Origin of the sequence: Sphingopyxis sp. Root1497, assembly GCF_001427085.1 — a bacterium.
GTDB lineage: Bacteria > Pseudomonadota > Alphaproteobacteria > Sphingomonadales > Sphingomonadaceae > Sphingopyxis.
Genome location: NZ_LMGF01000005.1, coordinates 1486045 through 1497696 on the forward strand (window position 1 = coordinate 1486045; position 11652 = coordinate 1497696).

15 protein-coding genes and 1 tRNA gene are annotated in these 11652 nt (G+C 66.2%); 2 read left to right on the forward strand and 14 right to left on the reverse strand.

From position 1 onward, the window contains the following. Positions 1–12: 12 nt before the first annotated feature. From ASD67_RS23290 to ASD67_RS21570, 9 genes are read right to left on the reverse strand one after another with little or no spacing between them, the layout of a single operon-like run. A complete protein-coding gene (locus ASD67_RS23290) occupies positions 13–186 on the reverse strand; it encodes a hypothetical protein (protein WP_156377824.1) in 174 nt (57 codons plus the stop codon). Then, complete coding sequence (locus ASD67_RS21535) at positions 183–947, reverse strand: MBL fold metallo-hydrolase (protein WP_056351445.1); 765 nt, start codon at positions 945–947, stop codon at positions 183–185. Before ASD67_RS21535 ends, ASD67_RS23290 begins: the two co-directional genes overlap by 4 nt. A gap of 27 nt (positions 948–974) precedes the next feature. After that, positions 975–1751, reverse strand: a complete 777-nt coding sequence (locus ASD67_RS21540; RefSeq protein ID WP_056351449.1) for a TatD family hydrolase — start codon at positions 1749–1751, stop codon at positions 975–977. Next, positions 1751–3346, reverse strand: a complete 1596-nt coding sequence (gene metG / locus ASD67_RS21545; protein WP_056351452.1) for a methionine--tRNA ligase — start codon at positions 3344–3346, stop codon at positions 1751–1753. Before metG ends, ASD67_RS21540 begins: the two co-directional genes overlap by 1 nt. 53 nt (positions 3347–3399) lie before the next feature. Next, on the reverse strand, positions 3400–4383 hold the full coding sequence (locus ASD67_RS21550) for a DNA polymerase III subunit delta' (RefSeq protein WP_082545236.1): 984 nt from the start codon (positions 4381–4383) through the stop codon (positions 3400–3402). Further along, positions 4374–4997, reverse strand: a complete 624-nt coding sequence (gene tmk / locus ASD67_RS21555) for a dTMP kinase (protein ID WP_056351455.1) — start codon at positions 4995–4997, stop codon at positions 4374–4376. The genes ASD67_RS21550 and tmk overlap by 10 nt, the downstream gene beginning before the upstream one ends. Continuing rightward, entirely contained in the window at positions 4994–6196 is a 1203-nt protein-coding gene (locus ASD67_RS21560) for a D-alanyl-D-alanine carboxypeptidase family protein (protein ID WP_056351464.1), read from the reverse strand. The genes tmk and ASD67_RS21560 overlap by 4 nt, the downstream gene beginning before the upstream one ends. A 51-nt stretch (positions 6197–6247) precedes the next feature. Further along, complete coding sequence (locus ASD67_RS21565; protein ID WP_082545238.1) at positions 6248–7243, reverse strand: septal ring lytic transglycosylase RlpA family protein; 996 nt, start codon at positions 7241–7243, stop codon at positions 6248–6250. Next, positions 7227–8222, reverse strand: coding sequence for a lytic murein transglycosylase (locus ASD67_RS21570; RefSeq protein WP_056352309.1), 996 nt, complete (start codon positions 8220–8222; stop codon positions 7227–7229). Before ASD67_RS21570 ends, ASD67_RS21565 begins: the two co-directional genes overlap by 17 nt. Before the next feature lie 234 nt (positions 8223–8456). On the opposite strand from ASD67_RS21570, the gene ASD67_RS21575 reads away from it, so the two are divergent. Further along, positions 8457–8546 (forward strand) — tRNA-Ser (locus ASD67_RS21575). A 14-nt stretch (positions 8547–8560) separates the two neighbouring features. Here ASD67_RS21575 and ASD67_RS21580 read toward each other — a convergent pair. Next, positions 8561–9205, reverse strand: a complete 645-nt coding sequence (locus ASD67_RS21580) for an outer membrane protein (RefSeq protein ID WP_056351470.1) — start codon at positions 9203–9205, stop codon at positions 8561–8563. On the opposite strand from ASD67_RS21580, the gene ASD67_RS23390 reads away from it, so the two are divergent. After that, the gene (locus ASD67_RS23390) at positions 9195–9347 is read left to right on the forward strand and encodes a hypothetical protein (protein ID WP_162248627.1); all 153 of its coding nucleotides are present in this window, start codon (positions 9195–9197) and stop codon (positions 9345–9347) included. The two genes, ASD67_RS21580 and ASD67_RS23390, sit on opposite strands and share 11 nt — an antisense overlap. A gap of 11 nt (positions 9348–9358) precedes the next feature. Here ASD67_RS23390 and dmeF read toward each other — a convergent pair whose 3' ends face one another. From dmeF to ASD67_RS21600, 4 genes are read right to left on the reverse strand one after another with little or no spacing between them, the layout of a single operon-like run. After that, positions 9359–10378, reverse strand: a complete 1020-nt coding sequence (gene dmeF, locus ASD67_RS21585; RefSeq protein ID WP_056351473.1) for a CDF family Co(II)/Ni(II) efflux transporter DmeF — start codon at positions 10376–10378, stop codon at positions 9359–9361. A gap of 10 nt (positions 10379–10388) precedes the next feature. After that, on the reverse strand, positions 10389–10664 hold the full coding sequence (locus ASD67_RS21590) for a metal/formaldehyde-sensitive transcriptional repressor (RefSeq protein WP_056351476.1): 276 nt from the start codon (positions 10662–10664) through the stop codon (positions 10389–10391). 49 nt (positions 10665–10713) lie between these two features. Beyond that, positions 10714–11043 (reverse strand): SMR family transporter, encoded by a 330-nt coding sequence (locus tag ASD67_RS21595; protein ID WP_056351479.1) that lies wholly within the window; start codon positions 11041–11043, stop codon positions 10714–10716. Between the two features lie 22 nt (positions 11044–11065). Further along, a complete protein-coding gene (locus ASD67_RS21600) occupies positions 11066–11638 on the reverse strand; it encodes a TMEM165/GDT1 family protein (protein WP_056351482.1) in 573 nt (190 codons plus the stop codon). Positions 11639–11652: the final 14 nt, after the last annotated feature.

Sequence of the window (11652 nt, forward strand, 5' to 3'; positions counted from 1 at the left end):
CCTTCGCCGGAGTCACGTCACGACCTGCCATGTCCGGATCACGAGGAAAATCAGGCCGAAGATCGCGATCCAGGCCAGTGCCATCTTGATCCAGTCCTTCATCGGCAATTGGCGCGCGACGAGTGCGCTGACCACTAGCGCCAGCGAACCGATGCCCCAGATCAGATTGACGCCCATGTCGTTCACAGCTGCACCTCCAGCCCGTCATAGCCCGGCTCGACGCCGGGCGGCAGTTCGCCGGCAAGGTCGTCGTAATCCATCGTATTGTCCATATGGGTGATGATCGCGCGCGGATTCCCAACCTTTTCCAGCGCCGCGAGCGACATCGCCAGATGCGGATGCGTCGGGTGCGGATAACGGCGCAGCGCGTCGATCACGAACAGATCGACACCCTGGAAAAAATCGACCATCTCGTCAGTAAATTTCGAAAAATCAGTCGCATAGCCGATCTTGTGGACACCATCGCTGAAGATGAGCCCGCTGGCCTTGATCGGGCCGTGCGGCATTTCGATCGCCGACACTTCGAGGGGGCCGATCGATTGATGGTCGAGCAGGTCGATCGGATCGACCAACGCCGGATAGCCGGCGTTCCCCGCAAAGGCGTAGGTAAAGCGCCATTTGAGCGTGTCGAGCACATGGTTGCGGGCGTAAGCCGGCACCTGCGAGCCGCGCAAATGCATGATCTGGCGCAGGTCGTCGAGGCCGTGGCAGTGGTCGGCGTGCTCGTGAGTCCAGATGACGCCGTCGATCGCCCCCACCTCGGCATCGAGCAGTTGCAGCCGCATGTCGGGGCTGGTGTCGACGAGCAGGCGGAAACCGCCCAAGGAGATCAGGATCGACGAGCGACTGCGCAGGTTGCGCGGATTGTCGGGATCGCACTGCCCCCAGTCGTTGCCGATCCGCGGCACCCCCGACGAGGTGCCGCAACCCAGGATGCGAACTTTCATAGCGCGGCCTTCATGCCAGACGTGACGTCATGGCGCCGCCTTGTTGAACAAATGGTAGAAATTGGCGCTTGTCGCGGCGCCCAGGACCGCCCTGTCCTCGCCGCGCAGATCGGCGAGATAGGCGAGGGTGTCGGCGACGAAAGCCGGTTCGCCGGTCTTGCCGCGGTGCGGGACGGGGGCAAGGAAGGGGGAATCGGTTTCGATCAGCAGCCGGTCCTGTGGCAGCCACCGCGCGGTCGCCTGAAGATCGGCGGCGTTCTTGAAGGTCACGATGCCCGAGATCGAGATATAGAGGCCGAGCGCCAGGGCCTGCCTTGCAAAATCGTCGCTGGCGGTGAAGCAGTGGATCACGCCGGGGAATGTCGCCCTGCCCATCTCCTCCCCCAGCAGCGCGAGCGTGTCTTCCTCGGCATCGCGGGTGTGGACGATGATCGGCAGGCCGGTCGCCTGCGACGCGTGGATGTGGCGGCGGAAACTGTCTTGCTGCCGCTGCCGGTCGCTCTTGTCGTAATAATAGTCGAGCCCGGTTTCGCCGATGCCGATGACGCGCGGGTGCGCCGCGCGCTCGACGAGCTTCGCGGTGTCGACGTCGGGATGGTGGTCGGCGTCGTGCGGATGGATGCCGACGCTGGCCCAGACGTCCTCATTCGCCTCGGCGGCGGCGAGCACATCGTCCCATTCGCTTTCGCGCGTCGCGATGTTGAGCATCGCGGTGACCCCACGGTCGCGCGCACGCGCCAGCACCTCGCCCTGCTGTTCGGCAAGCCCCTTATAGTTGAGGTGGCAGTGCGAATCGACGAGCATCAGGCCTCCCCTTCCCCCCCATTCTCGTCGGCACCCTCGGGCAGTTCGAGGCGGGGGAAGATCGGGACGGGCTGGCCGACGGTGAAGCCGGTCGCAACCAGCTTCGCAAGCCATTCGGCGTCATCGAGCGCGGCGAAGTCGCGCGCATCGGCGGCGATGCCCATTTGGTCGAGCAGGGCGTCGGCGGCGGTCGGCACGACCGGACGGATCGCGATGGCGAGCGCGCGCACGGCGCGGAACAGCGTCATCAACACCGCGCGCATCCGTTCGGGATCGGTCTTGCGCAGCGCCCAGGGCGCCTGGGTGTCGACATATTGGTTGCAGGCGAACACGGCGCGCAGCCAATCCTCGATGCCGACCGAAAAAGCGAGCTGGTCGAATTCCGCCGGCAGGCGCTCGGTCGCCATCGCGTGAAGGTCGGCGAGCAGGTCGTTATCGTCCGGCGCCGCCGTGTAATCGGCCGACAGTTCGCCGCCCAAATTCTTGAAAATCATCGATAAGCTGCGCTGAGCCAGATTGCCGAAGCTGTTCGCGAGATCGGCGTTGGCGGCGCGCACGATCGCCTCGGCCGAATAGGTGCCGTCCTGCCCGAAGCTGACTTCGCGGAGCAGATAATAGCGCAGCGGATCGACCCCGAAGGTGTCGGCGAGGGTCATCGGGTCGACGACATTGCCAAGCGATTTCGACATCTTTTCGCCGCGGTTGAGCAGGAAGCCGTGCCCGAACACCTGCTTGGGCAAAGGCAGATCGGCGCTCATCAGGAAGGCCGGCCAGTAAACCGTATGAAAACGAACGATATCCTTGCCGATCATATGGATGTCGGCGGGCCAGTATTTGCCCCATTCGCCGTCGGTATCGGGATAGCCGAGCGCCGACATATAAGTGGTCAGCGCATCGACCCAGACATACATGACATGGCCGGGCGATCCCGGCACCGGCACCCCCCAGTCGAAGCTGGTGCGCGACACGCTGAGATCCTTGAGCCCGCCCTCGACGAAGCGCAGCACTTCGTTGCGGCGGCTTTCGGGGCGGATGAAATCGGGATTCGCCGCATAGAGCGCGAGCAACTTGTCCTGATAGGCTGAGAGGCGGAAGAACCAGCTTTCCTCGACGGTCCATTCGACCGCGGTCCCCTGCGGCGAGAGTTTGGCTTCCCCTTCCCCCGCGATCAATTCGCTTTCGTCGTAATAGGCCTCGTCGCGGACCGAATACCAGCCCTCGTAGCGGTCGAGATAGAGATCGCCATTGGCCTCCATCGCACGCCACAAGGCCTGCGATGCGGCGTGATGCGCGGGGTCGGACGTGCGCATGAAATGGTCGAAACTGATATTCAGTTTGGCATACATCTCACGAAAATATCCCGACATTTCATCGGCGAGTTCGATCGTCGGGCGACCCTGGTCGCGCGCCGTCTGAAACATTTTGAGGCCATGTTCGTCGGTGCCGGTGGTCAGCCGCACGTCGCGGCCGCGGGCGCGCTGGAACCGCGCCATCACGTCGGTGGCGATCGCTTCATAGGCGTGGCCGATATGCGGGCGGCCATTGGGGTAGCTGATCGCGGTGGTGATGTAGAAAGGGGTGTTGGTTTCGGACATGGCCGCGCCTTAGCGGGTGCGGGCCGGAAGGGGAAGTGGCCCCTTCCGCCGGGTCAGCGAGCCGGCACGCCGCGCGGCGCCAGTTCGGCGAGGCAATTGCCGATCTCGAACCCGACCATCGCGCCGTCATACGACCCGCGGATCGCATCGCGAACGGTGCGTTGCACCCTGTCCCATTGCGCGAGCACCGGCGCGATCTCGGCAACCGGGCGCTCGCGTGCGATGCGGGCGAGCAGGCCGGGGACGATGTCAATGACGAGTTCGAGTTTGGCGCGATTGGCCGTGCCGCCGACCTCGCGCGCGAGCGCTTCGCGCAAGCGATTGCCGGGGTCGCCCGAGGTGGCGATGGCGAGCAGCTTCTTTTCCATCGCGCCGACGTCGCTGTCGATCAGCGCGAGCGCCTTGCCGGGGACGCCGCCCGACGCGGCGACGGTGGCGCGAAGCTCGACCATATCGGCCATGGGGCGCAGTGCGTGCAGCCACGCCGTCATGACGTCATGGTCAACCGGTTGAAAACGCACCGTTCTGCACCGCGACCGGATCGTCGGGAGCAGGCGCCCCGGCGAGTGGCTGATCAGGATGAAGACGGTCTGCGCCGGCGGTTCCTCGAGCGTCTTGAGCAGCGCGTTGGACGCGGCAGGCTCCAGATCGTCGATCGCGTCGACGATGATGACACGCCAGTCGCCGAGCGACAGCGAGAAGTGAAGGCGGGCCTTTAGCTCGCGCACCTGGTCGATCGTGATGTTGCGCGCGAGGTCCTTGCCCTTGTCCTTCACCTGTCGGTTGAGGTGGAGAATCTCGGGATGGTTGCCCGCGGCGACGAGGCGGTCGGCGGCGGTATCGCCGGCGTCGTCGAGGCGGATAGCGGCGCTCGCCCCGCCCTCGTCATGGGTGACGAGGAAGCGTGCGGCGCGAGCGGCGAAGGCGGCCTTGCCCATGCCCTGCGGCCCGGCGAGGAGCCAGGCGTGATGGAGCCGCCCGGCGGCCCAGGATTCGAGGAACGCGTTTTCCGCCTCTTGATGCCCGATCAGAGCCATGGTTCGAGCTCGGCGAGGATGGCTGACGTCACGGCGTCGGCGGCGCCCTCGGCGGCGACAACGCGCCAGCGGTCGGGTTCGGCAGCGGCGATCGCGGCGAAGCGCGCGGTGAGGCGCGCCTGATAGTCGGCCGACTTGCTGCCCATACGGTCGGCGCCGGCGGCGTCACGGACCGAGAGACGCCTCGCGGCCTCGTCGGTGTCGACGGTGAGCAGGAAGCTGCGGTCGGGAAGCAAGCCTTCGGAGCCGATGCGATGGAGGGTGAGGATGTCGGCATCGGTCAGCCCCCCGCCGGCACCCTGATAGGCGCGCGACGAGTCGACGAAGCGGTCGCAGAGGATCCACGCGCCGCGTGCCAGCGCGGGGCGGATGGTGCGCGCGACATGGTCGGCGCGCGCGGCGGCGAAGAGCAAGGCCTCGCTGCGCGCGTCCCAGCGGTCGTCGCTGCCGGTCATCAGCAGGGTACGGATCGCCTCGGCGCCGGGGCTGCCGCCGGGTTCCCGGGTGGTCACGACATCGACCCCGCGCTTCGTGAGCGCGGCGGCGAGGGCGCGGATCTGGGTCGACTTGCCGACCCCCTCGCCGCCCTCGAGCGTGATGAAGCGGCCGCTCACAGTCCGGTGAGCCGGTAGAAGCCGGTGCGCGCGCGGTCGAGCCAGCCGCCCTCCCCCACATCAGTCGCGGCGAGTAGCGGCGTGATTTGCGGCGGCAGGCCGTCGGGGGTAACGATAAGGTCGGCGACACGGGTGCCGCGCGCGATCGGCGCGGCGAGCGGGCTCTGGCTGCGCACGGTCGCGCGATAGCCGCCCCGATAGCCCGCGGGCACGGTCATGCGGACCGGGATGACGGCTTCGGCGGCGAGCATGGGCTTTGCCCCCTGCCCGACATCGATCTGGCCGACCTTGGCACCGGCAGGGACGATCTCACGCCCTTCCCAGGCATCGAAGCCCCAGGCCATCAGCCGCTCGGCCTCGTCGCGGCGGGCCTTTTCGCTGCTCATCCCCGCGACGACCATGATCAGGCGGCGCCCGTCGCGCTTAGCCGAGCCGAGGAAACAATAGCCGGCATCGGCGGTGTGGCCGGTCTTGAGCCCGTCGGCCCCCGCGAACCGTCCGAGGATCGGGTTGCGGTTCGGCTGGACGATCGGCTTGCCGTCGGGCGATTTGCCGTGTCGGAGGCTGGAAATTGAGAAATAGCGCGCATATCCCGCAGGATGGTCGCGGATCAGCCGGTCGGCGAGCGTGATCAGGTCGGCCGCCGACACCTTGGTGACGCCGCCGTCGGGCCAGCCGCTGGGGGTGCCGAAGAGGCTCGACTTCATATCAATCTTTTTCGCTACCTCGTTCATTCTCTTGACGAAAGCATCCTCGCTGCCGTCGATGCCGACCGCGAGCGCGGTCGCGGCGTCGTTGCCCGAGACGGTGATCAGCCCCTTGAGCAGTTCGTCGACGCTCACCTTTTCGCGGGCGCGGAGGAACATCGTCGAGCCGCCGCGGCGGGCGTTCCATTGTTTCCAGGTCGCGTCGTCGACGGTGAAGACCGTGTCGCGCGACAGCTTGCCCGCCTTGATCAGGTCGAGCACGACATAGGCGGTCATCACCTTGGCCATCGAGGCGGGGGCGAAGCGTTTGTCGGCGCCGCGCGAAAACAGGATCGCGCCCGAATCGAGATCCTTGAGCATCACGATCGGCGCCTGGGTGACATAGAGCGGACGGCTGACCGCTGCCGGCGCCTTTTGGGCGGGCGCCTTCTTCGCGGGCGGATTGGCGGCGGGCGCGGCGGCAGGGACAAGCAGCAGCGCGAACGCCGCCAAGGCCGCGCCCCCTGCCCTTGTTTTGCTGTGCCGGTATCCCGTCATCGGGCGTCAGCGGTCGCGCTGGACCTGCGCGTCGCGGAACCCCTTGGCCTTGGCCTTGCCGGCGGCGGCGAGCGCCTCGGCCTCGCTGGCGAAGGGCCCCATGCGCACGCGCCAGAGGTTGCCCATCTTGGTCACCGTGCCGCCGACCGATTTCGCGGCGGCATTGGCACGGCTCTGGCTGCTGAAGGCGGCGACCTGCACCGCATAGCTGCCGCTGTCGGCGGGTGCGGGCTTGGCAGCGGGCGGCGGGGTTGCCGGTTTCGCGGCGGTGGGCCTGGTTATCGCGGGCTTGGTCGCGGCCTTGGCGCCCGGACCTTCGACGATGAAACGGTCGCCGCCCGGCGCGGGGGCCGAGGGGGTGGGTTTGCTCGCGGTCGCCGCGACTACACCGGCAGGCGCCGGCCTGTCCTTGAGCTTGTTGCGGAGCAGGACCAGCAAGGTGTCGGGGGTCGCAAGCCGTTCGCCGACGGCGCCGCCGCTGCGCAGTTGCGCCCGTTCGGCCATCGGCGGATTGGTGCGGCGGACGCGCACGGCCGCGACGCCGCCGGTGAGGCCGAGCTGCTGCGCGGCGCCGCGCGACAGGTCGATCAACCGGTCGTTGGCCATCGGCCCGCGGTCGTTGACGCGCACGACGATGGTGCGTCCGGTATCGAGCGCGGTCACCTCGACATAGCTCGGCAGCGGCAGCGTCTTGTGCGCCGCGCTGATGCCGTCGGGGTTGAAGGACTCGCCGATCGCGGTCGGCGACCCCGCGAGTTCCTCGCCATACCAGCTCGCATAGCCGACATCGTCGTAATCGGCGATGTCGGACGGAGTGTAGGTGGTGCCGGCCACCGTGAAGGGCGCGCCGAGCTTGGGCGGGCCGTCGACCAGCGCGCTGCCGCCGGGCGCAGGCGCCGGCCCGGCCACGGGGCCGCCATCGCGCTTGCCATCGACACTTCCGCAACCCGCCAGCAGCAATGTCGCCGCCAGTATGACCCCCCTATTACCGATCGATTTCATCCGCCAGCAACCCCACAGACAGTGCGTAAAAATTGGAACAATTGTAATCGAGTATCGCACGATAATTGCCGGTCAGCAAATAAGCGGTGCGTCCCGGCCCGTCGGGTTCGAGCAAGGTCGCCTGGACGCGACCGTCGGGCCAATTGCCGCCCGCCAGCTGGAAGCCATCGGCGCGCCATTCGGCGACGGAGCGCCAGCGGCTGTGGCGCGCGAAAACGCGCGGGCAGCGGGTGGGTTCGAGCTTGCTGGCGACGCGCGTCCGGTTGAACCCGGCGGGAACGCTGACCGCGACGCCCCAGGGCTGCCCGGCGCGCCAGCCGGCACGACGCAGATAGGCGCCGATCGATTCGATCGCATCGGCCTCGCTCGACCAGATATTCGCCTTGCCATCGCCGTCGCCGTCCTCGGCAACCTGCAGATAGACCGAGGGCAGGAATTGCGGATAGCCGAAGGCGCCGGCCCAGCTGCCCTTGAGCACCTGTCGCGGCACGCCCTGTTCGACCATCTGCAATGTCGCGAGGAATTCGGGTTCGAACAGGCTGCGGCGGCGCCCTTCATAGGCGAGGGTCGCCAGCGCCTCGGGCAGGTCGAAATTGCCGGTGACCTGGCCGTAAGCGGTTTCATGGCCGTAGATCGCGATCATGATGCTGGTCGGCACCCCGGTGCGCTGCTCGATGCGCGACAGCAAGGGCAGCAGCCGATCGTGGACGCGGCGCCCGCCGCCGATGCGCGCGGCATCGACATGCTTGAGTTTATAGGGGGCGAAGGCAGGGATCGGGGTGTCGTTGGTCGGCGGCGCGCCGAGATTGTCGCGGTCGAGCGCAATGACGCGCGGATTGTAGCGCAGCCCGATGGTCACCCGGTCGAAGGTCGCACGCGACACGCCGCGCGCCTGCGCCTTGGGCCATAGCGACTGGATATAGGTGTCGAAGCCGGGATCGCCGCTTTGGGCATGGAGCGGCGCCGAGGCGGTGAACATCCACGCCGATACGAACGCCGCGAACAGCGAGAAAAAGCGTGTGATTCCGAAACTTGCAGTGCGCATCATGTCCCACCCCATAAGCAAGGTCTGACACAGATGCACGCTGAATGACCAGCCTGCGACCCGATGAAGCGAGTCATAAGCGCGGCGGACGGAGAACCGCCAGTCCGCCGCGCCGCCGGACAAGGTTTCGCTTGCCGCAAGCCGCGCGCGCGCTATGGCGCGGGCGGAGGACAGGTGGCCGAGTGGTTTAAGGCAGCGGTCTTGAAAACCGCCGTGGGTGCAAGCTCACCGTGGGTTCGAATCCCACCCTGTCCGCCAAAAGCCGAGGGCAATCAGAAATTCCAGGCCAGCGTTCCCAGCCAGCTGTGCGAACCGAAGTTGCCCTTGAAGGTCTGGCCGCCCTGGATGCTGGTATATTGGAAGCCTTCGCCGTGGATGAGGCGATATTTGACGCCAAGGTCGAGGTTCTTCGACAACGGGATATAGGCGCCGACGATGGCCTGCCCGACCAGCCGGGTCGATGATGCGTCGATGAACGGATCGAGCAGCAGGCGGCTGCGGAAACGGCTGGCTTTCACATTCTGAAACCCGACGCCAAGGCCGCCGTAGAGGCCGATTTTCCCGTTTCCGCCTGCTTCGACGATGATGTTGGCCATCAGCGCCTTGCGGTGCGTATAGCCTTTGACATCGGGATAGAGCGCCGGCTGCGCGACTTCGGGACCGGTGAGCAACGTTGGTACGTTGACGATATAGTCGTGAATCCGGCTGCGCTGGGCGATGAACTCACCCTCCGCGCGGATCGTGCCGAAGTCGTAACCGACCGAAAGCGCCGTATCGAACTGGCCGGTGTGATAATCGACGCGGTTGGCCTGCTTGATGCCATCGACGCGAAATTCGGTGTCGAGCGGGTCGGTGAGCCCGAGTGCATATTGGACATAGGCTTCGCCGTCGCGCGCCTGGACGGCGGTGGGCGCCAACAAGGTGGATGCCAGTATCGCCCCGGCCAGCACGGCGGAACAGCTGTTGCTCGAAATCATGGCCTACCCCACCCGATTGCCGATCGACGATATGGCCGGATTTCCGATGGAACAATCGAAAGCAGCCCTGTCGCTTGTGTGATAGGGCCATATTTACAACTCTTTATCCACCGATAAATGCGGCGGCTCCCGCCTTGTCTCGACCGTCAGATGGGCGATTTCCGATATGCTCGCCAGCCGCCGGCGGATCGCATCGCAACTGCCCCCTTCGACCGAGACGATCGCGGCATGAGCCGCCGGGCCGACGCGCCAGACGTGGAGGTCGGCGAGACGGATGTCGCCCTCGGCTTCGAGGGTTCGGCGGATCTTCGCCTCGAGCGCGGGTTCGCTGCTGTCGAGCAGCACCGACGCGGTGTCGCGGATCAACGACCAGGCCCAGATGGCGATGACGACGGCGCCGACGATCCCGATGACGGGGTCGAGCCAGATCCAGCCGAGGTACCGCCCCCCGAGCAACGCCGCGATCGCCATCACCGAGGTCAGCGCATCGGCGAGGACATGGAGATAGGCCGAGCGCATATTGTTGTCGCTGTGCCGCGCAGGCTTGGCATGGTCGTTGTGGTGATGATCGTGATCGTGACCATGGTGATCATGGTCGTCGTGTGCATGATTGTGGTTCGCATGGCCGTGACTGTGTCCCGGCCCATGGCTGTGACCGCCGCCGAGCAGCACCGCGCAGACGATGTTCACTATCAGGCCAATAGTGGCGACGATGGTGGCGTCGAGGAAGTCGACCGGACGCGGATCAAGCAGGCGCTGCGCCGATTCAAAGGCGATACCGAGCGCGACGATGCCGAGGATCAGTGCCGAGGCGAAGCCGGCGAGGTCGCCGACCTTGCCGGTGCCGAAGCTGTAGCGCGGATTGCGGGCATGTTTGCGCGCATAAGCATATGCGATGGCGGCAATCCCGAGCGCGCCGGCGTGGGTCGCCATATGAAAGCCGTCGGCGAGCAGCGCCATCGAGTTGTAGGCGATCCCCGCGACGATTTCGGCGACCATCATCACCGCGGTGATCGCGACCACCCAAAGGGTGCGGCGGCCGTTTTCGTCGTGGCCGGGGCCGAGGAAGACATGGTCGTGGGTGAGGTCGTCGACCTGGCTATCGAAAGACATTGTGCCGCCCCTATTTGCCGTAGCGCCGGATGACCGTCAGCAGCTCGTCCGCCGCTTCGCTGCGCTCCGCGTCGGTGAGTCCCGGACGCGCGAGATGTTCGCGGACATGGTCCTCGACCAGTTCGTCGGCGAGCCCGAGGACCGCCCCGCGAACTCCCGCCACATGGTGCAGCACCGCCGAACAACTGGCGTCGTCGATGATCGCCTTTTCGATCGCGGCGACTTGTCCGGCGATCCGGCGGACGCGAGCAAGGAGTTGATCCTTGTTGGGTTTCAGATGCGACATGGGATAGCCCCCTACCCTATATTGCCTGTCATGAACAGCCGCACATGCATCAATGCGCGCTGACCTTCGAGAAGAGGTTCATCACCGCGACGCCGCTGATGATCAACCCCATACCGACGATCGCCGGGGCATCGAGCTTCTGGCCCTGAAACGCCCAGGCGACCGCGGCGATCAGCACGATGCCCGCCCCCGACCAGATCGCATAGGCGATGCCGGTCGGGATGGTGCGCAGGGTGAGCGAGAGGAAATAGAAGGCGATGGCATAGCCGACGACGGTGACGACCGACGGCAGCAATTTGGTGAAGCCCGCCGACCATTTGAGGCACGAGGTCGCGATGACCTCCGCCACGATCGCCAGCGCCAGATAGAAATAGTTCATCGCCTTCTCCTTCCCTGCGGCGTCAGCCGAACAGGCCGGCCGCCTGTATCAGCACCCAGATGCCGATGACGAGGAAAAGTACGGCGGCGACCTTGCGCACCGTGTCGAGATTGACGCGCTTGAGCAGTTCGTGGCCGAGGAAGATCGCCGGGACATTGGCGATCATCATGCCGAGGGTGGTGCCGGTCGTGACGAGCAGCACGCTGTGATATTGGGCGCCGAGCGCGATCGTCGCGACCTGCGTCTTGTCGCCCATTTCGACGAGGAAGAAGGCGACGAGCGTGGTCAGAAAGGCGCCGAAGCGCGGCTTGGGGGCTTCATCGTCGTCGAGCTTGTCGGGGACGAGGGTCCATGCCGCCATCGCGATGAAGCTGAGGCCGATCGCGTAGCGGAAGATCGGGCTGTCGAGGAAGCTGGCCGCGGACGCGCCGAGCAGCGCGGCGAGCGCGTGGTTGGCAAGGGTGGCGAAGAGAATGCCGAAGATGATCGGCACCGGCTTGTTGAAGCGCGTCGCGAGCAGGATCGCGAGCAATTGCGTCTTGTCGCCGATTTCGGCGAGCGCGACGACGGCGGTCGAGGTGAAGAGGGCTTCCATGGATAGACTCCGGG